At 73.0% G+C, this 23289-nt stretch carries 15 protein-coding genes; 7 read left to right on the plus strand and 8 right to left on the minus strand.

All coding sequences use genetic code 11. From position 1 onward, the window contains the following. Positions 1 to 548 precede the first annotated feature (548 nt). Positions 549 to 1541, plus strand: coding sequence for an aldo/keto reductase (locus ACIBQ1_RS20535; protein WP_397279523.1), 993 nt, complete (start codon positions 549 to 551; stop codon positions 1539 to 1541). 104 nt (positions 1542 to 1645) lie between these two features. Further along, on the plus strand, positions 1646 to 3580 hold the full coding sequence (locus ACIBQ1_RS20540) for a glycoside hydrolase family 32 protein (RefSeq protein ID WP_397279525.1): 1935 nt from the start codon (positions 1646 to 1648) through the stop codon (positions 3578 to 3580). 76 nt (positions 3581 to 3656) lie between these two features. Here the strand turns inward: ACIBQ1_RS20540 and ACIBQ1_RS20545 are convergent, their stop codons facing one another. Next, positions 3657 to 4550, minus strand: coding sequence for a formylglycine-generating enzyme family protein (locus ACIBQ1_RS20545; protein WP_397279527.1), 894 nt, complete (start codon positions 4548 to 4550; stop codon positions 3657 to 3659). Positions 4551 to 4688: 138 nt separating this feature from the next. Here ACIBQ1_RS20545 and ACIBQ1_RS20550 point away from each other — a divergent pair, with 138 nt between their 5' ends. From ACIBQ1_RS20550 to ACIBQ1_RS20560, 3 genes are read left to right on the plus strand one after another with little or no spacing between them, the layout of a single operon-like run. Further along, positions 4689 to 5282, plus strand: coding sequence for a PadR family transcriptional regulator (locus tag ACIBQ1_RS20550; RefSeq protein ID WP_397279529.1), 594 nt, complete (start codon positions 4689 to 4691; stop codon positions 5280 to 5282). After that, positions 5279 to 7045, plus strand: a complete 1767-nt coding sequence (locus ACIBQ1_RS20555) for a sulfatase (RefSeq protein ID WP_397279531.1) — start codon at positions 5279 to 5281, stop codon at positions 7043 to 7045. The genes ACIBQ1_RS20550 and ACIBQ1_RS20555 overlap by 4 nt, the downstream gene beginning before the upstream one ends. A 44-nt stretch (positions 7046 to 7089) precedes the next feature. Further along, entirely contained in the window at positions 7090 to 8433 is a 1344-nt protein-coding gene (locus tag ACIBQ1_RS20560) for an MFS transporter (protein WP_397279533.1), read from the plus strand. A gap of 1 nt (position 8434) precedes the next feature. Here the strand turns inward: ACIBQ1_RS20560 and ACIBQ1_RS20565 are convergent, their stop codons facing one another. After that, positions 8435 to 9421: a LacI family DNA-binding transcriptional regulator gene (locus tag ACIBQ1_RS20565; protein WP_397279535.1), complete on the minus strand. Its 987-nt coding sequence runs from the start codon at positions 9419 to 9421 to the stop codon at positions 8435 to 8437. A gap of 120 nt (positions 9422 to 9541) precedes the next feature. On the opposite strand from ACIBQ1_RS20565, the gene ACIBQ1_RS20570 reads away from it, so the two are divergent. Continuing rightward, the gene (locus ACIBQ1_RS20570; RefSeq protein WP_397279537.1) at positions 9542 to 11806 is read left to right on the plus strand and encodes a glycoside hydrolase family 3 C-terminal domain-containing protein; all 2265 of its coding nucleotides are present in this window, start codon (positions 9542 to 9544) and stop codon (positions 11804 to 11806) included. A gap of 277 nt (positions 11807 to 12083) precedes the next feature. Next, positions 12084 to 12773 (plus strand): HAD family hydrolase, encoded by a 690-nt coding sequence (locus ACIBQ1_RS20575; protein ID WP_397279538.1) that lies wholly within the window; start codon positions 12084 to 12086, stop codon positions 12771 to 12773. Here ACIBQ1_RS20575 and ACIBQ1_RS20580 read toward each other — a convergent pair. The 6 genes from ACIBQ1_RS20580 to ACIBQ1_RS20605 form a co-directional block, all read right to left on the minus strand. Beyond that, on the minus strand, positions 12763 to 13344 hold the full coding sequence (locus ACIBQ1_RS20580) for a DUF4232 domain-containing protein (RefSeq protein ID WP_397279539.1): 582 nt from the start codon (positions 13342 to 13344) through the stop codon (positions 12763 to 12765). The two genes, ACIBQ1_RS20575 and ACIBQ1_RS20580, sit on opposite strands and share 11 nt — an antisense overlap. A gap of 5 nt (positions 13345 to 13349) precedes the next feature. Next, a complete protein-coding gene (locus tag ACIBQ1_RS20585; protein WP_397279541.1) occupies positions 13350 to 16034 on the minus strand; it encodes a hypothetical protein in 2685 nt (894 codons plus the stop codon). Positions 16035 to 16044: 10 nt separating this feature from the next. Then, entirely contained in the window at positions 16045 to 17619 is a 1575-nt protein-coding gene (locus ACIBQ1_RS20590; protein ID WP_397279542.1) for a hypothetical protein, read from the minus strand. 1 nt (position 17620) lies between these two features. Then, entirely contained in the window at positions 17621 to 18127 is a 507-nt protein-coding gene (locus ACIBQ1_RS20595) for a hypothetical protein (protein WP_397279543.1), read from the minus strand. A gap of 9 nt (positions 18128 to 18136) precedes the next feature. After that, on the minus strand, positions 18137 to 19405 hold the full coding sequence (locus ACIBQ1_RS20600) for a CHAT domain-containing protein (RefSeq protein WP_397279544.1): 1269 nt from the start codon (positions 19403 to 19405) through the stop codon (positions 18137 to 18139). Positions 19406 to 19485: 80 nt separating this feature from the next. Continuing rightward, on the minus strand, positions 19486 to 23184 hold the full coding sequence (locus tag ACIBQ1_RS20605; RefSeq protein ID WP_397279545.1) for a hypothetical protein: 3699 nt from the start codon (positions 23182 to 23184) through the stop codon (positions 19486 to 19488). Positions 23185 to 23289 lie beyond the last annotated feature (105 nt).

Raw genomic sequence — 23289 nt, forward strand, 5'->3', positions numbered from 1 at the left:
CGTGGCTGTCCTCGCACCCCCGTACCAGCCCAAGCCGGCTCAGGAGCGCGACGTCGATGGCGCCTTGATGGTCGAGTTTGTCGAAACGCCCGATCCGCACGCTGCGCAAGTACGGGAAGAACGGGACAGGCTGGACAACCTGATGATGCTGGAGGGCCGGGCCCGCGTTCGGCGACACCTTCCTCGACTGCGCGCACGTGCCTCGCCGCGTCCAGCGGTGAGCCGAGGCTGTCGTTGGCCCTGGCCGCATATACGCGGATGTGTCCTGCCCACACGGTGAGCGCGACCGGTGAGGTCGTGGACTTCGGCACCCCGACAGGTTGAGCGGGTAACCCCTTGATGAGTCGGGCGAAATCAATGGGTGGAAGGTTGACGTGGACCGGATTCCGGGGCATCTCAGCCGAGCTGTCGTGCTGATCAGGCCAGAGTGGGCCAGTTTCGCGGTCCGCCGAGGTGACCATCGGGCCTCCGGTTGACCTTGAGTCGACTCTAGGACGAATAATTCCGCCCGAGGCCCGATGCGGATGGGCAGCATGAGGGGATGTCGCATGAAGTACCGCACGATCGGCAGCGATCCGAAGACCCGCCGTGATGTCAGCGTGCTGAGTCTGGGGGCGATGCTGTTCGGCACCGCCATCGACGAGGTGACGTCGTTCGCCATTCTTGACCGCTTCGTCGAGGCCGGCGGCAATTTCCTCGACACCGCCAACAATTACGCCTACTGGGTCAATGGCACGCAGGGGGGCGAGAGCGAAGCGCTGCTCGGCCGCTGGCGGCGTAGCCGCAACGTCAGTGATGAGGTCGTCATCGCCACCAAGCTCGGAGGGCGGCCCAACGCTCCGGCGACCGGCATCAGCCACGACCTTGAAGGCTTGTCCGCCCAGGTGATCCGGGAGTCTTCGGAGCGGAGCAGGGAACGGCTCGGCGTGGACAAGCTGGACCTGCTGTACGCGCACGCGTACCTCGAAGGTTCCGCGGTGCCGCTGGAGGAGACCGTCGAGGCCTTCGCGGATCTGGTTCAGGGAGGCGCCGTGGGTCTTCTCGGGGCGAGCAACCACTGGGCCTGGCGGCTGGAGCGGGCCCGGAACCTGGCGGCCGCGGCAGGTCTGCCCGGTTATGAGGTCCTGCAGTATCACCACTCCTTCCTGCGTCCGCGCACCGATCTGCCGACGCTGCGATCCAAGGACGGAAGCCTCGGCGTGGTCGAGGGGAACCTGCTCAGCTATCTGAGAGCCGAGCCCGGGCTCGCGCTGGTCGCCTACTCGCCCTTGCTGGGCGGCGGTTACGTACGTGAGGACAAGCCGCTCGATGCCGCGTTCGACCACCCCGGCACGCCTCGGCGTCTGGCGGCACTGCGGGAAGTGGCGCAGGAGACAGGGGCGACCGTCAACCAGGTGGTGCTCGCCTGGCTCATGGGTGGCGAGATTCCGGTGATCCCGCTGGTCGGCGCTTCGTCGGTCGAGCAGTTGGAGGAGAGCCTGGCCGCGGTGGACCTGGAGTTGACGGCGGACCAGCGGGCGAAACTCGACGCCGAGTACTAAGCGCGACTTCGACGGAGACTCTGGACTGGCGGCTGCGGTCAACGAAACTGGCATAAGGTCCCTTTCGCCCCCAGAAGGGAAGACTGATGTGTCGGCTTTTTCTGGTGTTTGTCGTCACGCTGAGCCTGCTGGTGCCCGGCATGCCTGCTGCCCTCGCCGGTGATCCGGCCGACTATCCCGAGTACCCGTACCCGGAGACCGATGAGGGCGCCTATGACGAGCCTCATCGTGGCCAGTTCCACTTCAGCCCGCGCAGCGGGTGGATGAACGACCCCAACGCCCCGCTGTACTACAAAGGCACGTACCACCTGTTCTTCCAGCACAATCCGCACGGCCTCGGCTGGGATACCATGCACTGGGGGCACGCCACCAGCCCCGATCTCGTGCACTGGACGCAGCGGCCCATCGCGCTGGAGCCGGGCGTGCATCCCGGCGACCTGTGGTCCGGGGCGGGCGTGGTCGACGAGCGCAACACCTCCGGGCTCAAGGCCGGCAAGGACGATCCGATCGTGGTGTTCACCGGCCGGAACGGAGTCACCGTCAACTACAGCACCGACGGGGCGAAGACGTTCAGGTCCTACGACAACGGGCGCAAGGTGGTGACTCCGGCAGGGGAGAGCCGTGACCCCAAGGTCTTCTGGCACGGCGCGACCCGCACGTGGGTGATGGTCGTCTGGTCCGACCGGGGCGGCAACGGGGTCGACATCTACACCTCGCGCAACCTGCTCGACTGGACGTTCGCCAGCCGCTTCGCCGCCGACTGGCTGTTCGAGTGCCCGGACCTGTACCCGCTGCCGCTCGACGGCGGCCGTACGGTCAGGTGGGTGCTCAACGACGCGAGCATGGAGTACGTGGTGGGCGACTTCGACGGCACCGGGTTCACCACCACGTGGACCGCGCCGCAGCGCATGGACCAGGGCAGGAACGATCCGGGCGGCACCGTCTACGCGCCGCTGACCTTCAACGGCCTGCCGGGGGACCGGATCGTCCAGATCGCCTGGCAGCCCGGCAACCGCGGTGTCTCGTGGACCGGGAACGCGAGTTTCCCCGCCGAGCTGCGGCTGCGTACCTTCCCCGAAGGCGTGCGCGTGCTGCGGGAGCCGGTTCGCGAGATCGCCGGGATCCGCGGCAGGGGGTCGGCCTGGGCCCAGCGGACGATCTCTGAGAGCATGCCGCTGGCCGGGGTCGCGGGCGACACCTACGAGGTCGTCGCCGAGTTCGACGTCGCCGGGGCCACGGCGTCGGAGTTCGGCCTGTTGCTGCACACCCGCGCCGACGGGAGCTATGACCGTAAGGTCGCCTATGACCGCGCCGGTCAGACGTTGTACGGCGCGCCCCTCGCGCCCGAGCGTGGCCGCGTCAGGATGCGCGTCCTCGTCGACCGCGGCCAGCTGGAGATCTTCGGCAACGACGGCAGGCTCTCCTACAGCGACAACGTCGACTTCTCGGCCGCGCCCGGCAGCCGGGGCGTGGCGGTGTACGCGACGGGAGGCCGGGTGAAGCTGGTCTCACTGAAGTATCACGACCTCGTACGCACCTGGCCCCCGTCCACGTCCGGCACCAACCCCGGCAGCAACATCACGGGGCCGTGGCGCCCGGTCGGCGGCGACTGGACCAGCCTGGCCGACGGCAAGACGGGCACCGCGCTGTCCGGTGGCAACGCCTTCTACCTGAGCGGCCGGACCGGCACGGACTTCACCTACGAGGGAGATCTCCGGCCCGACCGGCCCGGAGCCGCCGCGGCCCTCACCTTCAGGGCCAGCGCCGACCTGGCCACGCACTACACCGCCAACGTCGACACGGCCGGCTTCGTACGGCTGTGGCGGCCGGGGGCGGTGCTCGCCGACTTCCACACCGCGATCACGCCCGGCACCTCGTATCACCTCAAGGTGGTCGCGAACGGGCCGCGCATCCGGGTGTACTTCGGCGACGGCGCCGAGCCGGTGATCGACGTGACGGACACCGCCACCGGGGGCGGCTACTTCGGGCTCAACGTCTGGAACGGCACCGGCACGATCCGCGCCGCCACCGTCACCTGACGGCCCGGCCGTCGGGCCGTCCGCGGTCTCAGCAGCACTACCGTGCGAACACCGGACGGCCCGGTCGTCCGCGGTCTCAGGGCGCCGCCGTGCGGAAGCCCGCGTTGCCCATGCTGGAGTCGGGTGTGTTCGATGACCTGGCGGCGTTCCGGTAGCGGTTGCAGTAGGAGTCGTGGCACAGGTAGGAGCCGCCGCGCAGCACGCGCAGCACCGGCGACACCTGGGGACGCGGGTTGCTCGCCGGCCCCTGGGCGCGGGCGCGTTTGGCGTACGCGCGTGGGTCGTAGGGGTCGTCGCACCATTCCCAGACGTTGCCGACGACCTGCCAGAGCCCGAACCCGTTGGGCCGGTAGGTGCGCACGGGCGCGGTGGCCGGCCAGCCGTCCTCGGCGGTGTTGCGGTCGGGGAAGGAGCCTTGCCAGATGTTGGCCTGCCAGCGGCCCCGCGCGTCGAGGAGGTCGTCGCCCCAGGGATAGCGGGCGCCTTCGAGGCCGCCGCGTGCGGCGCGTTCCCATTCGGCCTCGGTGGGCAGGCGCCGTCCGGCCCAGGCGCAGTAGGCCTGGGCGTCGTGCCAGGTCACGTGGACGACGGGGTGGTCTTCACGCCCGTCCAGGTCGGAGCCGGGGCCTTCGGGGCGCCTCCAGCCGGCGCCTTCGACGGCCAGCCACCACGGAGCGCGCGGCGAGCGGCCGATCACGGACGCCCGTGGGTGGACCAGCGTGTGGAAGACCGCCGAGGATCCGGCGGTCTCGGCCTCGGTGCGATAGCCCGTGTCGTCGGCGAAGCGGGCGAAGTCGGCGTTGGTGACGGTGGTGGCGTCGATGTCGAACGCGTCGAGCGTCACCTCGTGCACCGGCGTCTCGCCGTCTCCGGCCAGGCCGTCGCCGAAGGCGTCGCCCATGCGGAAGGCGCCGGCCTCGACGCGGCACTGCTCGATCAGATGGACCCCGCGCCCGGCGGGACGCGGCACCGCCAACGGGGTCGGCGCGCGGCGAGGCATGCAGCAGGAGGGAGGGCCGGACCTATCGACAGAGCGTGACACTTATGTCATGGTATCACCACTCCACTTGTGGCACGGTTAACTCCGTTACAACGACGGGCATATTTGATGAAGCTTGAGATTCTGCTGCTCGGCGCGCTGCTCAACCGCCCCAGCACCGGCTACGAGCTGAAGAGGTTCTTCGACACGCACGGCCGGTTCATGCGCTCGAACACGACCATGAGCCAGGCCTACCGGACCCTGGCGGCGATGGAGGAGCGCGGCTGGGTCGAGCACACGACCGAGGAGCGCGCCGGGGCGAGCAACGCCAAGCGCTACCACGTGACCGAAGAGGGCCACACGGTCTTCGCCGACTGGCTGACGCGCCCGTACAACCCGCCCACGCGCTTCCAGGACCCGGACCTGTACGCGCGGCTGGGCAGCGCCGGTTTCATGACGGTCGAGCAGGTGATCGGCATCCTCGACGTCGAGATCAACACCCGGGTGGCGGAGGTCGCGCGGTACCGCCATCGTGACCGCACCCGGTTCGACCAGCCGCCACGGGGCTACGACGTCGAGCTCGGAAGCCAGATGGACGAGTGGCTCCACCGGCGTGGGGCCGAGGCGATGGACCGCCACATCGCCTCGCTCATCGAGCTGCGCCGGCGGCTCCTCGACGGCGAGCAGATCATTTCCGAGCCCGCCGAGGAGGCGACGCGATGAAGGCCATCATCCTGATGTTCGACAGCCTCAACAGGCACATGCTCGCCCCCTACGCCGACACCTTCGTCGACGCGCCCAACTTCGCCCGCCTGGCGGCCAAGGCCGTGACGTTCGACAACTTCTACGCCGGGTCGATGCCGTGCATGCCCGCGCGCCGCGAGATGCACACCGGCCGGTACAACTTCCTGCACCGCAGCTGGGGCCCGCTGGAGCCGTTCGACGACTCCATGCCCGAGCTGCTCAAGCGCGCGGGCGTGCACACGCACCTCGCCTCCGACCACCCGCACTACTGGGAGGACGGCGGCGCGACCTACCACACCCGCTACAGCACCTGGGAGTTCTTCCGCGGCCAGGAGGGCGACCCCTGGAAGGGCGTGGTCGGGAACGACGGCGGCGCGGCGAGCCCGTACGGTGCGATGAAACGGCAGGACGCGATCAACCGCACGTACATGGCGACCGAGGCCGAGCACTCGCAGACGCTCACCGTGGACGCCGGGCTGCACTTCCTCGAGACGAACGCGGACGCCGACCGGTGGCTGCTGCAGATCGAGCTGTTCGACCCGCACGAGCCGTTCTTCACCCACCAGCGGTACAAGGACCGCTATCCGCACGACTACGACGGGCCCGCCTTCGACTGGCCGCCGTACCAGAAGGTGCTGGAGCCGAAGGAGCAGGTCGAGCACGCCCGCTACGAGTACGCCGCCCTGGTGTCGATGTGCGACCGCTCGCTCGGCCGCGTCCTGGACTTCATGGACGAGCGCGCGATGTGGGACGACACCCTGCTCATCGTCAACACCGACCACGGCTTCCTGCTCGGCGAGCACGGCTGGTGGGCCAAGTCGGTGATGCCGTGGTTCAACGAACTGGTCCACCTGCCGATGTTCCTGTGGGATCCCCGCACCGGCGGCCGGGACCAGCGCAGGGGAGCGCTGGCGCAGACCATCGACATCGCCCCGACCGTGCTGCGCTACTTCGGCCTCGAACCCACCCCCGACATGCAGGGCCACGATCTGGCCACCACGGAGGGTCACGAGGGCGCCCTGTTCGGCATCCACGGCGGGCACGTCAACGTCACCGACGGCCGCTACGTCTACATGCGCGCCGCCAAGGACCAGGACAACGGCCCCCTCGAAGAGTTCACCCTCATGCCCACCCACATGCGCACCCGCTTCTCGGTCGCGGAACTGCGCGCCTGGGAGCCGGCCGAGCCCTTCACCTTCACCAAGGGCCTGCGCACGATGCGCATGCCCGCCTCACCCACCTGGATGAACCCCTGGCGGCACGGCACCCTGCTGTTCGACCTCCACCGCGACCCGGCGCAAGAGGCCCCGATCGTCGACGACGACGTCGAGCTGCGGATGATCGAGCTGCTGCGCCGCCTCATGGTGGCCGCCGACGCGCCGGCCGGCCAGTTCGAACGCCTGGGCATCCCGCGCGAGGGCGAGGTCACCCGCGAGCACCTGCTGATCCGCGAGCAGCGCGAACGCGCGACGGCCGTGGCCGTGCCGCTGCCCGCGGGGGAGACGTTCCAGGCGGAGCCGCTGCTCCGCACGCCCCTCCTGGAGCTGCTGCGGATCAACGGCGCCAAGGACGTCCTCGCGCAGGAGGCGCCGGCGCTGGTGCAGTCGGAGCTGCTCGCCGCCCCCGCCCCCATGAGCCTGCTCGACCTCGCCCGCCTCGGATACGTGCCCGCCGCGGTCCTGCGCCGCATCGACGAGCAGTTCGGCCTTCTCCCGGTCACACCCGTCGCCTCATCCGATTGAGGCCGGCGTCTCTCCACCGCAACACTGCAGAACAGGGGCACCGCATGGATGCCAGCGCCTCCACCGCGTCCGCACAGTCAGGAGCGGCCCAGGCCGCCAACGTCCCCCATCGCTGGCGCAATCTCGCCGTCCTCTCCGGCGTGAGCGTCGTCGACAACACCGAAGCCGGTCTCATCAACACCGTCTTTCCCACGCTCGCGACCGCGCTCCGGCTGAACAGCGGCCATCTCGGCGTCATCGCGGCGCTCGGCAAGATCGCCAGCGTTCCGGCCGGCCCGTTCTGGGTGTGGCTGGCCGGCAGGATAGGCCGGCGCGGCGCGCTGGTCGCCACGACGGTGACCGGCGGCCTGTTCGGCATCGCCGCCGGCTTCTCCCAGAACTTCGTCCAGCTCCTCATCTGCTGCACCCTCATGTCCGCCGCGGTGATCGGCGGCTCTCCCATCGCCATGGCCGTCATCGCCGACTCCTTCCCCGACGAGCAGCGGGCCCGGGCGAACGGGATCTTCTTCGGCACGCTCCAGCTCGCCGCCATCGTCCTCGGGCCCGTCATGGCGATCTTCGTCGGGTTGGCGGACGGCTGGCGCTGGGCGCTGTGGACCCTGGGCGGCGTCTGCATCCTCGCCGGGCTCGTCGTCGCCGCCTTCTTCGCCGATCCGGGCGTCGGATCCTCCGAGAAGCAGCTCGCCGACCTCGCGCGCGAGGACCGGGCCAAGGCGAAGGTCACCGTCGCGTCCGTCGTCGGGCTGTTCCGTGTCCCCACGTACACCGTGATGATGCTGAGCCGGCTCCTGTCGGGACACCTGCTGATCGTCATCTTCGGCGTCCAGTTCCTCGTCACCGAGCGGGGCATCGACAACGCCACCGCCATCCTGGTGGCGCTGCCGTTCGGCATCGGGTACAGCGTCGCCACGCTGGGCGCCGGTTTCATCCTGCCGCGGCTCGACCGGATCATGCCGGGCCGGGGCCGCGTCCTGGTCCTGCAACTGGCCCAGATCCTGTTCGCCGTCATCGCGTTCTTCGGCACGCAGTTCCGGTATGAGACGATCGCCACCTACGCGGTCTTCTGGGCCTTCCTGGGCGCCTGCCAAGGGCTGAACCCGCCGGTCAACCGGCCCATCGTGGCCGCCGTCGTGCTGCCCGAGCTGCGCGGGCAGGCGTACGCGATCTGGTTGTCGGTGTTCGAGACGATCGCGTGGGCGCTGTTCTCGCTGCTGGCCGGCTCGCTGGCGGCGACCCTCGGCATCCAGGGCGTGTTCCTGTGGGTGCTGGTCATCTTGATGCTCGTCAACGGCCTCCTGCTCTCGATCCTGTACGTCACCTACCCGCGCGACGCCGGCCGGATCGGCCAGGCGCTCGAACTCCGCCGCAGGGAGGCGCTGGCGGACTGAGTCACGACGTCTCCCGGTGAACGACACTGGCCCAGACGGCGGGCTCGGCCGGGGGCGTGTCCTCGACCCCGAGGACGTGCAGCGCGCGGTGGGCGACGTACCGGCCCAGGCCGGCCACGTCCACGCGCACGCTCGACAGTGCCGGCACCAGCAGCCGCGCCAGGGGGCTGTCGTCGTGCCCGACCACCGCGAGGCGGCCGGGCAGGGCGATCCCCGCGCGCACGGCCGCGCCCACGACGGCGGCGGCGATGTCGTCGTTGTAGGCGAGCACCCCGGTGACGCCGGCGTCCACCCAGTCCCGTACGGCACCGGCCGCGGAGCCGTCTTCGTCGGAGACCGTCCGCACGTCGGCGATCTCGACGCCGAGCTCAGCGGCCCGCGCCCCCGCCAGGGAGGCGCGCAGGCGGGCCAGCGCCTCGAGGCGCGGGTCGCCCGTGAGCGCGACGGCCAGCCGCGCGTGCCCCCGCTCGTGGAGATGCTCCACCTGGAGGGCGGGACCGGCCCGCAGGGACGGCACCTCGTGCAGCTCGGAGGGCTCCTCGCCGGGCGGCAGCCGCACCCCCGGCTCCCGGCGGAGCGCGTCGAGGTCGTCGCGGGGGAGGGGGACGGCCGGGACGACGAGGTCGGGGTCGAGCGTCTCCCACAGGGGGCGGGACCGGCCGCCGGCGTGCCGGGTCCAGGTCACCAGCGAGTAGCCGGCGCGGTCGAGGACGTGGGTCGCCTCCTCCAGGTACCGGCGCATGCTGTGCTCGACGGGCCAGTCGGGCAGGACGAACAGCACGATGCGGTTGCTGCCCCGGGCCAGCGCCCTGGCGGCGGCGTGCGGCCGGTAGCCCAGGCGCTCGGCCTCGGCGAGCACCTTGCGCCGGGTGGCCTCCGAGATCGTCTGGCCCGGCGTGTCGTTGATGACGAAGCCCACCGTGGCCCGCGAGATCCCCAGGGACCGCGCGATGTCGCTCGCGGTCACCCGCCGTGCCCGTTCGCCCATGCCCGTCCTCCCCGTTCCGACACCGGCACTTGCGCGCGCTAGTGCCCCAAGGTTACCGTCGCGCAGACGGCTAGCGCGCGCTAGCTCTCACTCACCCCCGCAGGACAGAAAGGTCACGACATGACCGACGGACGATCCGCCGTCGAACGGCTCACGCTCGAGGAGAAGGCGCGGCTCGTGTCCGGCGCCAGTTTCTGGACGACCGCGGAGGTGCCGCACGCGGGCGTGCCGGCCGCGCTGCTGACCGACGGCCCGCACGGCGTACGCATGCAGCGCTCCGGCGTGGACCACCTCGGGCTCGCCGACAGCATGCCCGCCACCGCGTTCCCCACCGCGGCGGCACTGGGCTCGTCATGGGACGAGGGCCTGCTGCGCGAGGTCGGGGAGGCGCTCGCGGTCGAGGCCAGGGCGCTCGGCGTGGACGTGCTCCTCGGCCCCGGCGTCAACATGAAGCGCTCCCCGCTGTGCGGGCGCAACTTCGAGTACTTCGCCGAGGACCCGCTGCTGGCCGGCGTCATGGCGACCGGGTGGGTCTCCGGCCTGCAGTCGCGCGGCGTCGGCGCGTCGGTCAAGCACTTCGCGGCCAACAACCAGGAGAGCGACCGCATGCGCGTCAGCGCCGAGGTCGACGAGCGCACCCTGCGGGAGATCTACCTGCGCGCGTTCGAGCACGTCGTCCGCGAGGCGCGGCCGGCCACGATCATGTGCTCGTATAACCGGATCAACGGCGTGTACGCGTCGGAGAACCCCTGGCTGCTCACCACGGTCCTGCGCGAGGAGTGGGGCTTCGACGGCTACGTGGTCTCCGACTGGGGCGCGGTGCACGACCCGGTCGCCGCCGTACGGTCCGGGCTGGACCTGGAGATGCCGGGCACCGGCGGCCGCAGCGCCGCGGCCATCGTCGCTGCCGTGCGCGACGGCGAGCTCGGCGAAGAGATCCTGGACGTCGCCGTGGAACGCCTCCTGGGCACCCACGACCGGCTTCGGCAGGGGCGCGCGGACGCGGCGCCCGACTTCGAGGCCCACCACGCCCTGGCCCGCCGCGTCGCGGCCGAATGCGCGGTCCTGCTCAAGAACGACGGCGGCCTGCTCCCGCTGGACCCGGAGTCCGGCGGCCGGATCGCGGTGCTGGGCGAGTTCGCGCGCACCCCGCGCTACCAGGGCGCGGGCAGCTCCCTCATCAACCCGACCCGGCTCGACGACGCGCTGACGGCGATCCGCGCCGCCACCTCGCGCGAGGTCGCGTTCGCCCCCGGGTTCCGCCTCGACGGGACGCCGGACGCCGCCCTGCTCGCGGAGGCGGTGGAGGCCGCCCGCGACGCCGCCGCGGTGCTGGTGTTCCTCGGCGAGCCGCCGGAGGCCGAGTCCGAGGGCTTCGACCGCGAGGACCTGGACCTGCCGGAGGCGCAGCTCCAGCTGCTCGAGGCGGTGGCCGCGGTCAACCCGTCGGTCGCGGTCGTGCTGAGCAACGGCGGCGTCGTGCTGACCGGCCCGCTCACCGACCACGCGGCCGCCCTGCTGGAGATGTGGCTGGCGGGCCAGGCGGGCGGCGGCGCCGCGGCCGACCTGATCTTCGGGCACGCCGATCCCTCCGGCCGGCTCGCCGAGACCGTCCCGCACCGGCTCTCCGACACGCCCGCGCACGTCAACTGGCCGGGCTCGGAAGGTCAGGTGCTCTATGGGGAGCGGCTCTACATCGGCTACCGCTGGTACGACCGCACCGAGCGCGACGTGGCCTTCCCGTTCGGGTTCGGGCTGTCGTACACCACGTTCGCCTACTCCGACCTCGCCGTGCACGTCCCCGACCCGGCGCGGGCCGAGGCCCGCGTCGAGGTCACCGTCACCAACACCGGCACGCGGGAAGGCGCCGAGGTCGTCCAGGTCTACGTCAGCGACCCGGTCGCGGACGTGGACCGTCCCGAACGCGAGCTGCGCGGCTTCCGCAAGGTCCGCCTGGCCTCCGGAGAGAGCGCCCGCGTGCTGATCGAGCTCGACGCCCGGGCCTTCAGCTACTGGAGCACCCGGCAGGGCCGGTGGGTGGCCGAGCCCGGCGAGTACGGCGTACACGTCGGCCCCTCCTCCCGCGACCTGGTCCTGGAGCAGCGCGTCCACCTGGACGTGGAGCCCACGCGGGCGCCGCTCAGGGCCGACAGCACCCTGCAGGAGTGGCTCGCCCACCCCCGTGGGCGGAAGATCGTCGAGGAGGTCCTGCTGAAGGCCGCCGACGGAGAGCCGAGCTTCTTCACCGATCCGGCCAGCCAGGCGCTGATCGCCCAGATCCCGCTGGCCACCCTCCTCAGCATGGGAGCCGCCCACGGCGGGCAGCAGCCGCCGGCCATGGACGACCTGCTGCGGATGGCGGGCTCCGAGGCCCCGGCGAGCTGAGCGGACGACCGCGCGGCGACCTCCCTCGGAGGGGCGCCGCGCGGTTCAGGGCCGGGGATGCGCGTGGACAGCCCGAACCGGCCGTCGCCCTCGGGACCCGCGGTGAGCGTGCCGCCCAGCGCGGCCACCCGGTCGGACAGGTTGCGGATGCCGCTGCCCCGGTGCTCGCCTTCCGGAGGCGCGGTCGCCCCGTCGCCGCACCGCGCGGGGTCGATCATCAAGTCGGATTATAGGTAGGGTCACCTCTCATCTGCAGTCTTGAGATGGGGGCCGGAGCATGCGGTATGCCGGAGTCCTGTTCGACCTGTTCGGGACGCTGGTCAAGCCGTTCCGGCGGCGTGAGCACGAGCACGCGATGGCGGGCTGCTCCACCGCACTCGGCGTCCCGGCGCAGGACTGCCTGGAGCTCTGGTCCCGGAGTTTTCCCGAGCGGGTGCGCGGCCGGTTCTCCGGGGTGGGGGACAATTTCCGGTGGATCGCCGCCGAGCTCGGGCACCGGGCTCCCGACGCGGCGGTGGCGGAAGCGAAGGCACGCTATCTGAAGTTCACCGAAGAGAGCCTGGAGCCGGTGGACGGGGTCGTGGAGCTGCTCGCGTCGCTGTCCGCGCGGGGCGTGAAGGCAGGGCTGGTCACCAACTGCGCGCCCGACGTGCCGAGCGTCTGGGCGGATTCCGCGTTCGCTCCCTTCTTCCAGCACTGCTCGTTCAGTTGCGGCCTGGGCGAGGTGAAACCGGACGCCGCGATCTACCACGACGCGCTCGACGGCCTCGGGCTGGAGCCCGGGCGCACGCTCTACGTGGGAGACGGCAGCGACGAGGAGCTGACCGGGGCGGCGCGGTGCGGCATGACGGCGGTGCTGGTGGCCGCCGACCTGTCCAACACGTACGACTCCGTCCGCCTCGACGTGGCCGACTGGTCCGGGCTCCGCGTGGCCGGCATCCCGGAGGTGGCCCGGCTCATCGGCTGACGGTGGCCGGTTCCCAGGCGGTGACGCCGAGGAGGTTTGTGGCGCCGAGGTCGAAGTGGCCGCTGACGCGCCGCCGGCCCGAGCCGGTGGTGACGACGAGGGCGGCGCCGACCGCGGGCGGCCGGGTGGTGTCGCCGTAGGTGTTGCGCCACGCGAGGGTGAAGCGGACCGATCGGCCCGGCCGTACGGTCAGGGCCTTCGGCCCGGGATCTCGGATCGCGGTGGTGACCTGCCGCGCGCCCCGGTCGATCGTCACCCTCAGTGGCTCGCCCTTCTCGTCCAGGAGGCGGAGGCGGGGATAGCCCTTGACGTGGCGCGCCGCGCCGCCGCAGTTGGTGAGCGTCACGCTCTGGACGCGCAGCCCCATGGCGGCGGCCGGGGCTTCGGCGTGCAGGAGCAGTCCCGAGCCGGCGCAGGACGGCCTCGGCGACGGGGACCACACCGTCGGCGGCGGCTGGACCAGGGGATGACCGGACTGGAGAGCCGTGGGAGGGGGCGGCGCGCCGCAGCCGGCCGCGAGGGAGATCACGGCGGCGGTCGACCAGGCGCGTACGGCGGGCATGACGGTCATCGGCATCATCCTGCCGCAGAACTCCCACCCGCCGGGTGCGGTCGTCCGGGGGAGGCGAGCTGGGCGAGCAGCGCGGGCATGCGCTCCAGCTCGATGGGCAGGCCCGCCCGCAGGGCCGCGTACTCCGCGCCGGGCCCGCCGAGCTCGATGAGCTCGCCCCAGCAGTGTTCGAGCTCCTCCCTGGCCTGCCGGAGCCGGTCGTGGTCGCCCGCGTCCCGCGCGTCCTGGTAGCGCGCGCGGGCCTCCTGCTCGCGCCGCATCAGCGCGCTGTCGCCCGGCGCGGGCACGGTCTCACCGAGCAACTCGGTCAGCGCCCTGGACTTCACCGTCCGGACGACGTGGGCCGCGAGAGAGCCCGGCTCTGGCTCCACACCGGGCGGCAGCGGCTGGGTGGCCAGCGTGGCCAGGTGGTCGATCACGACCTCGGCGAACCTCTCCGCGGCGCCCCGGGCCGCGCCGCGCAACTCGTCGTCGATGATGGCGAAGTGCACCGACTGCAGGTGGTCGAGCGCGGCGACGAGGTGACCCGCGGCCGGGTACGGGTCGAGCCGGCGGAGCATGAGGCCGAGCAGCTCGTGGAACTGGGCGCTCATCGCGAACCCGCCACGCTTCTCCGTGCGTTCGATCCACTCCTCGATGACCATGGTGTCGGGGATCTCCACGGTGAAACCGTCCGCTTGGGCGACGCCGGTGATGCCCCGGGCGAGCCGGCGACGGCCGGGGACGGGGACGCCCCCGTTGATGAGCTCGCGCAGGATCCAGGGGTTGCTCAGGGAGGGCTCGGGCAGGAAGCGGTCCGCGGTCACCTCGCCGCGCAGCAGCGGCCCGTAATCGACGGGGTTGCGTGACAGGCGCAGATGATGCCTTCCGACGCTGCTGCTGATGCTGTCCGCGTCGGCGACGATCCGCTCCACCCCCATCGTCGTCGCCCCGGGCTCGGCGGGCGGGATGGCCGCGGCCCGGCGTACGAGCTCCTCGGCGGTCCGGAGGTCGCCGTAGGAGGCGTGCATCAGCGCGGCGGTCGCCGCGACCTCCCGGCGCACCTCGGGGTGCACCCGCTCGTCCGTCGTGGCGCGCAGCACCGCGGCGTCGGCCGCGGCCAGCGGAAGCGTACGCCGCGCGGCCGGCCGCGCGGGATCGACACCAGGGAAGGTCGTGAGGATGTTCGCCAGGGCCATCGCCTCCGCGTTGACCGCCCCGAGGTCCCGGTACAGCCGCGCGGCGGTCCAGTAGCTCATGACCGACTCCTCGTGGCGGCCGTGCAGGCGGTTGGCCAGCCCGCGGACGGTGTGGAGATAGCAGCGGTACGCGACGTACGTGGAACGCAGCGGCTCCTTGGCCGTCAGCAGCCACGGGTAGGTGCGGTCGGCCAGGTCGAGCAGGGACAGGCCCTCGTCCGCCCACTTCAGCGCGATGTCCAGCAGGGGCGGCCGGCCCTCGGCGCGCTCGAAGGGCAGCAGGAGCGTGTCGTCGACGTCGCCCAGGGCCGTCTTCTCGCTCTCGTCGGTGATCACCTCCACGAGCTGGAGGGCGGAGTTGACGTGGATGTTCCACATGCGATCGAGCTGCAGGGCCTTGCGCGGCCGTCCCGGCCCCAGGTGGTCGCGGGCGACGCGGATCCGTGCCATGACGGTCAGCGCCCGGCCCAGATCGTCGGACCAGGCGAGGCGGAGCTGCTCGCGGCGCAGCCGCACGGAGAACAGATAGTGCGCGGCGTCGAGGCGGTCGATGGTGTGGCGCAGGGGGACCTCGAGCCGGCTCTCGGCGTAGGAGGTGGAGAAGAGCACGAGGGCGAGAGCGGAGCCGATCAGGGCGCCCAGGTCGTCGTGGACGGCTCCCGCCGCCGTCACGCAGAACCAGGCCAGGCCCAGCTCCGCTCCGTACAGGCCGGAGAACCTGTCCCGGTTGAGCCGCATGCCCGCTGGGGCCTTGATGAACGTGACCTTGGCCAGCGAGCCCCGCCCGACCAGCAGGTACACGAACCTCAGGACCAGCATGGCCGCCGCCACGCACACCGTGCCCAGGACGAATCCCAGCACGCCGGGCGGCCAGACCCGGACGAACCAGGCCCCCGCCGGCCCCAGGGCGAGCAGCGTCGCGCCGAGCAGCCAGATGACCGCGCCCAGCCAGATCTGGCCGCGGTGCCAGCGGGTCACCCCCGCCGTGGTGATGCCCACCAGGCCGAAGTGCGGGCGGATCAGCAGCACGTACATGATCAGCAAGGTGCTCAGAGCGGTGGGCCACGAGCGGGCGTGCGCCCAGAGGACGGCGATCGGCGCGATCGGCGCCAGGATGCAGTAGATCCTGGCGACGCGAACCTTCGCCGTCGGCCAGGGCAGCGCCCCGAGGGCCCAGCCGGCCAGCAGCGGGATCGTCCACCAGGACAGGTCCGCGAACGGCACGCCGCCCGCCACCATGACGGCGCCGCCGACCAGCGCCGCCAGGCAGCCGAGGAGCCCGAGCGCCAGCCCCAGCGCGGCCACGCACGCCAGCGCGCCCGGCCCGGCGCGCAACACCGCGGTGTACGGCTCGACGGCCACCAGGCCGACCAGCGCCCACCACACGACCCGGCCCGCACGGAAGGCGAGCACCACCGCGCCCTCCTGCCGCACGCGCAGCGCCAGGTCGGCGTTGACGAACGTCTTCTCGATGAACTCCGGATACCGGTAGAAGCCGAGGTTGACGGGCATGAGCCGCTCCCTACGGGAGTTCGAGCACGAGGTGGACGGTGCCGTCGGGCAGGGCGGACGTGAACTCGGTCAGCTGGTCGCGGGTCACTGCCAGGACGACGCCGCGCTCGCCCAGCACGTCGAGGACCACGGCGCCCGGGACGGTGGCGGAGGCCGCCCCGGGATTCTTCGGGACGACGTGGATCGTGACGATCCCGCCCCGGCCCAGCGCGGGCGTGACCGTCAGCTGGGGCGGCCCGAGCGCGAGGGCCGAACGTCCCGACAGGCGCCCGCCGGGCAGGGCCGGACCGAGATCCCCGGGCGCGATCGGCGACCTGGCCGCGACCGGCCGCAGCGTGTACCGGCCGAGCAGGCGGTCGGGGGCGGCGCCGGTCACGTCGCCGGCGGCCAGCACGTGGTAGGCGGGCAGGTCGCGGGCGGCGGTCCCGGAGCCGGGGGACCGCCGGACCGAGACGACGCAGAGGGCGGCGCACCCGAGGAACACCACGGCGAGGAGGGCGACGAGCACCGGGCTGGTGCGCGAGCGCCGCACCCGGGAGGGCGGGATCGGCCTGGTGGCCACGCTGGGCGGGCGCTCGATCTCGGGCGGTGGTTCGCCGGCTCCGGGTGAGGGTCTGTAGGTGTCGGGCGGTGGTTCGCCGGCTCCGGGTGAGGGTTCGCCGGTACCGGGCGGCGGTTCGCCGGTTTCGGGCGTTGGCGGCAGGACCTTCGGGTAGCCGAGGTGGGCGGCCCGGTCGGTGCTCACGCTGCCGCGCATCCACATCTGGTCGAGCGCGGTCCACTGCTTCAGCTCGGCGTCGAAGTCGGCGGGGCGGTCGAGCCCGATGGCGTCCAGCAGCAGCCAGCGGTGCACGTCGAACGCCGACCGGTAGAGCTGCCCGTACGGCTCGGCGGCGCGGATCGCCGACCGGTAGCCGCCCCAGGCGACCAGCAGGCCGCCGGACAGGCAGAGGAGCGCCCCGTACCAGGGCAGCAGGAACGCGCCCAGCAACCCCCCGACGACCGCGAACGCGCCGCCGAGCGCGCTGATCGTGATCGCGAGCTCCAGGTCCGCGGTGGCCAGGGCGAACGCCTGCCGGAACGCCTCCGGCAGCACGGGGTAGAGGCGCGGCCAGGCGGTCGAGGAATCGAGGCGGTAGCGGTCGGCGCTGTGCTCGGCGGCGCCCCGCAGGATGTTCCCGAACGTGGTGGGCATGAGCTGCCGTTCGCTCACGGGGTAGGAGGCCCACCGGTCGTCCTCCTCGGTGAGCCACCGGAAGAACACCCGATGCCGGCGGGTGAGCCGCCCCGCCAGCCGCTCGCCGCCGGGCAGGTCGCGCCAGTCGCCCTGGTACCGCTTGATCAGGACGGGCAGCCGCGCGGCGAACAGCTGGGCGGACAGCAGCACCAGCACCAGTGCCAGCAGGGTCAGCAGGACGTGTGACTCGGCGTTCAGGCCGGTCCACCAGCGCAGGGTCTCCGTCCAGCCCACGCCCGCGGCGATCAGCGCGCCGAGCGCGGCCAGGAAGATCAGGATCGGGATGAGCACCGTGGAGAACAACCGGCGGTCGAGGGCGCCGAAGAGCGCGTCGAACAGGCCACCCACGTCAGCGCGCCCCGTAGAACGGCACGAAGTCGTGGCCCGAGACGCAGTCGTAGGTCTCGGTCTGCTGGAAACGGGTGAAGGTGTTGACCTCCCCGCAGGTCCGGCAGCGGATGCGCAGCGGCGGCGCCAGCGACCTGGGCCGGCCGAGCCCGTCGCCGGCGCCCAGCTCGTGAGGGTCGGCCAGCGCACGGGCCAGCTCGGCGCGGACGGCCGGCACGGGCACGACGCCGACGGGGCGCTCCCCGGGGTCGGTGAGGACGAGCGCGTCCGCGCCGGCGAGCAGCGCGTCCAGCACCTCCTCGGAGTTCAGGACCACCGCGAGCGGCGTGTCGGCGGGGATCGCGACCGCCGGGCCCGGCCCGGTGGGCCCGACCAGGCCGGCGGTGCGGCCCTGCGCGTCGACGAGCACGAACGGCCGCTCTCCCACCTGCTCGGGGACGCTCTCCCCGCGGAGGAATCCGGTGTCCGCCAGCTCGGAGACCGGCCGCCCCGAGGTCACCTCTCCCATCTCCACCTCTCAGTACCAGTCGCCGACGAGGACGAAAGGAGCCCAGTAGTAGGGGTCCGCGAACACCTGGGAGCCGGGCCCGGCGTCGGTGGCGGGCCCGGCGAGCAGGATCTGCTTCCGGGTCACCCGCAGCAGCTCCAGATCCGGGGCGCTGAGTCCGGGCGTCCTGAGCGTGTCGGCGAGCAGGCGCAGCGCGGCTTCGACGTCGCCGGAGCGGGCGAGCATGCGGGCCTCCTCGCGGGCCAGGGTGGCCGTCGCGGCGGGCTCGTCGCCGAGGCGTTCGCGTGACTCGCGGGCATGGGCGAGTACGTCCGCGAGCGTCCGCTCCGACAGCAGGGCCTGGGCCTGTCGCAGCGACTCGGCCTTGGAGGTGCCGCCGGCCAGCGCGGCGTAGAAGTCGCGCAGCAGCATGCTGGTCGACAGCTCGTCCACGCGCCACAGGGTCACCAGCGCCGACGGCGCGCCCGCGTAGAGCAGGGCGCGGGTCAGCCCGATCAACTCGTCGCCCGGCCGCCGGTCGCTGACGCCGCTCTCGCACGCGCCCAGCGTCACCAGGTCCACGTCGAGGGTCATGCCGAGGAGGTCCTGAGCGGTCAGGCGGCCGTCGGCCAGCTCGATGCCGGACCGCATGGGCTCGTCGGGGTCGAAGACGCCGTGCGCGCTGAAGTGCAGGATCCCGGGGGCGGTGTCGTTCGCGGCGAGCGCCGCCAGCAGCTCCGCCCGCGAGGCCGTCTTCCCCACCAGCGTCCGGGTGGGCCCGAGCCGCGCCGCGATGGCCCGCGCCTGCTCGCGGGCGAAGACCAGGGGCCGATCGGAGGGCGGGTCCGCGACGATCAGCGCGGAGTCGCGCCGCCGTTCCGTCCGCTTGGTCAGGCAGTACTGCAGCACGGACGCGCTCGGTGTCACCACCACCGGATTGCGGCGGGACAGCGGGACCCCGTCGTCCACGGGCACGGCGTGCAGCGGCAACCGGTGCAGCACGTCGTGCGGGACGAGATAGACCAGGTCCCCGGGGCGTGCCCACCGCGTCACGGGCGCCACCAGCCGGGCCAGCGGCTCCTCGCGCAGCAGCGCGCCCAGCGCCGGACGCCCCCCGCCCAGCTCCGCCCGGATCCGCCCGGCCAGCGCGCGGATCTCGGCGCGGGAGAAGGGGACGGTGACCAACTCCGCCTCGGGGGAGTCGGCGGTGAGGCCGAAGACCAGGGCGCGCTCGTCGCTCAGGAAGTATTCGACGAGGACGATGCGCGGCGTGCCGGTCGCCCCCGTCGCTCCCTGCATGAGACCCCCAGCGCGGTGGATGTCACAACGAGCTATCGATCAGATTGTGACAGCGACCGTGCCGCAGGGCCATCCGGTATTCACTGCCGGTCCACGGAGGTGTCCCAGGCTTCCTGCCGTACCTCCAGGTGCGGGGAATCGCGCAGGTCGCGGAGGAGTTCCCGCCATGGGGCCGCCCATTCGGTGCGCCGGCCGCCGGCCTGGGTGAGCATGAGCGCGAACAGCTCGCCGGACAGGTCGCCGCGGGCGGCCAGCCGCCGGGCCGGGGGCAGGGCGGCCGCGATCGGCAGCGCCGGCTGCCATCCGTACTCGCCGAACAGCTCCGAGACGACCTGGCCCGCCGTCCGGACGGCGAGCACCGGCCGGTCCGCGAGCAGGCCGGCCAGCGCGCACAGGTCGTCGCCGAGGCCGTCCCCGTCGGTCTCCCTGGGGAGCAGGGCCACGCCCAGCGCGGCCACCTGGGGCAGCAGGAGCGGCTCCGCGGCGAGCACGTCCATCGCGTCCCTGGCGAGCCGGCGCCGCCACGGCTCCATCTCCTCCGGTCTCGCGGCCAGGCTGCCGGCGATGGCCGCCACGCGTTGGCGGGCCGGGGTGCGCAGGTCCTCCCCGGGTACGGCGGCGGCCAGCCTGGCGAGGACGTCCAGCGTCTGAGACCGGATGACGCCGGCCCGAAGCAGCCTCTGGAACACCTCCATGACGTGCCCGGTCGTCTCCGGGGTCGCCGCGGCCTCGATGATCTCGCCGAGGTCGCCCCGGTACCAGTGCGCCCACAGGCCGAACGCCTTCGAGGCGCGGAAACTCACCCCTGGCTGGTCGGCGGCCATGAGGAGCCGCCGGACCAGGTCCGCGTAACGGGTGCGGGCGCCGGGGGCGTACTCCATCGGGTGGGCCTGGAAGAGCGTGCGCAGCATCAGCTCGCCGGCGTGCCGGCCGGCGGCGTCCCCGAGCGCGTCCAGGGTCCGCGGGTCCTCGGGCATCGTGCGCAGCACCGAGGCGACGGCCACCCGTACGTCCCGGTGCAGCCCGGGGTCCGCCCACGCCCGCAGCAGCACGTCCACCGCGCCGGGCGGGCGGTTGCGGCCCAGCTGGCGGGCGGCCAGCTTGCGCAGCGTCACCTTGCTGCCGGGGGCGGTCAGCGCCTGCTCCAGCAGCGGCCCGAGCAGGGACGGGGCGACCGAACGGCAACAGCGGGCCAGCGCGGCCACCGCGACGCGGGAGGCCGGGCCGCCGGCGTGGCCCACCAGCACGGACGCCGCCCGGGAGGGTTCGCCGGCGTGCGCCATGGCCGTGACGGCGGCCTCGGCCAGCATCGTCTCCTCCCGCTCGGCCCATGCGGCGAGGAGGTCCAGCCCGCCGGTGATCCGGCCGGTCGCCTGGACGGCGGCCAGCCGCGCGGCGATGGGCAGGCCCTCGTCGTGGACGGCGGCGGTGAGCTCGGCGCGGATGCGTTCGCACTGGACGGGCGTCCATCGGCCGGCGTCGCCGCCGTCGATCCGCGGCACCCATGCGGGGTTGCCGAAGCGGCCGTCACGGGGGCCGTCCAGGAGGGAGAGGAGGAGGTCGGTACGGCGCCGGGCCAGGGTGCGCCAGACGGCGGGCAGCGTCAGGGCGGACGGATCCTCCCGTACGAGCTCGACGACCCGCTCCTCCCGCTCGGCCGCCCCACCTCCGTGCGGCCGCTCGATCCCGCTCCCTTGCGAGCGCTCCGGTCGCCTTTCCACCCCAGCGGGCGCGGGCTCGGAGGGTGCGGGACGGAGTGTCCGCGGGCGCCGGTGGGGGCGGGACGTTCGCGGGCGGCGGTGCGGACGGGTCAGCCAGAGGTCGGCGGCCTCGCGGGCGAGCGGCTCCGGCGCCGTGCGGACGGCGGCGCGCAGGTCGTCCTGGAGCTCGGCGAGCGCCCACGCCCGGCGGCCGAGCGCGTGGGCGAGAGCCACGGCCAGGGCGAAGTCCTCCCGCTCGCGTGCGGCGCGAAGGTGCGGCCGCAGCACCGCGAGCAGGTCGTGCTCCTGCCCCGCGCGCAGCACCAGGTCCAGCCGGTGCGGCTCCGCGACCGGGCCGGAGGAGCGAGAGCGGCGGCGACGGACGGGGGAGGGCCAGGGCTCCCGCGCGGGCAGACCGCTCGCGCCGTGCCGCGCCACGAGCCTGCCGTACGTGCCCAGCGCCCACGCCGTCAGCGCGGGCGCGGTGGCCGGGTCGTGGTGCCGCAGGACCCGTCCGGCCAGGCTCCGGAGCGCCTCCTGAGTGGCGGGGGAGGAGTCCGGGGCCTCGACGGTGTCGGCCGCGACGCGCTCCAGCGTCCCGGCGCAGGAGTCGTCGAGCAGCGCGGGTGGGACGTCGCCCAGAGCGGTCAGCAGATCCCGGCGGAGCGGGTCCTGTTCGTTGGCGGTGCGCAGCGCGAGCTCGGCCAGCAGCGCGTGCAGCGCCGCCCGGTCCCGGGTGCGGGCGGTGGCCTGGAGCAGCAGCGTCCTGGCCAGTCCGCGCCGCCGCGGGTCCCCGCCCACGGCGGCCTCGCGCAGCGGGCCGACGGCCTCCTCGTAAGGCAGGTACGAGGTGAGCTCCAGCGGGATGTCCGGATCGTCCAGGCGGGAACGGGCCGAGTGCCACACCGACTCGTGCCAGGCCAGCATGCGCCTGGCCTCGGCCGCCGCCACCTCGGCAGGCAACCGGCCGAGCAACGGCATCGCCCACAACCCGGTCGAACCGCCCCTGCGCGCGGCCACCGCCTCGAAGATCGCGGCTCGGCGGGCGGGCGGCAGGGAGTGCAGCACCAGGTCGAGCTGGCGTCCGGACGAGGCCAGACGCAGGATCTCCGCGTCCGAGCCCGACCTCAGGTGGCGGAGCACCGCCTTCGCCGGACCCGCCCAGCCCGCCGCACCCGGGTCGGCGAACACCTTCCAGGCCCGCGCGGCGTCCACCCTGAACAGCGCGTTCACGACCGTGGCGGGAAGCTCGCGCAGGCCGTGACGCAGCTCGTGCCGCTCCAGCAGGGCCAGCATCCGAGCGACCGGCATCTGGGCTGCCGCCATCTGGCCCGCCGGCATCTGGCCGACTGGCATCTGGCCCGCCGGCATCTGGCCGGCCGGTATCTGGGCTGCCGGCATCTGGCCCGCCGGCATGCGGGCCGGCTCGGCGAGGGCCGCGAGCACCACGCCCGCCCCCCGGCGTCGCCACCAGCTCCACGCGTGCACGCCGCTGCCCAGTTCGAGCTCGGCCACCGTCATGACCGCGCCCGGGTGCCGCTTGGCCAGCGCCGTCCAGGAGGTCACCGCGTGCGCGACGTCCGGCAGCCATCGCGCGACGGTCCCGGCGCCGCAGGCCGGCAGCAGCGCCGCCGCCTCGCGCGCTCCCCACCGGGCGTGGACGTCCGGCAGGAGCGATTCGGCCAGCGCGTGCCGTCCGGCCAGCGCCAGCGTGCGATACAGCGCGAACCGCAGCTCGGCCGGCGCGTCGTGGAACGCGGCGGCCACCGCCGGATCCGGCACAGGCAGGGTGCGCACCGCGCGCAGAGCGGCGCGCCGCAGCCCCATGTCCGGTCCCGCGAGAACTTCCTTGATGTGATCGAGGTCGCGAGCCGCCATGGCCATGTGCAGCGCCAGGCGCCGGGCGTACCGATCCTGCGCGGACAGATCATCCAGGAGCACCCGCAGCTGGGAGGTGCCGGCCAGCCGGCGGGCGTGGAGCGCCAGCGCCCGCATGCGTCGCGGGTAGGGGAGCGGCGCGAGAAGCGCCAGCAAGGCGTCGGCGGGGATGTCGAGGGCCGGCTCCTCGGCCGGCTCCATGGGCCTCAACGGGCTGGGCGGAGACCGCCCTTTCCACTAGTCATGCCGACGATAGTGGCCGATCACCTCCCCGCCACGCAAGTCCGGCCGCTCAAGGCCGGGTCC

This window comes from Nonomuraea sp. NPDC050153 (assembly GCF_044460125.1).
Taxonomy (GTDB): Bacteria; Actinomycetota; Actinomycetes; order Streptosporangiales; family Streptosporangiaceae; genus Nonomuraea.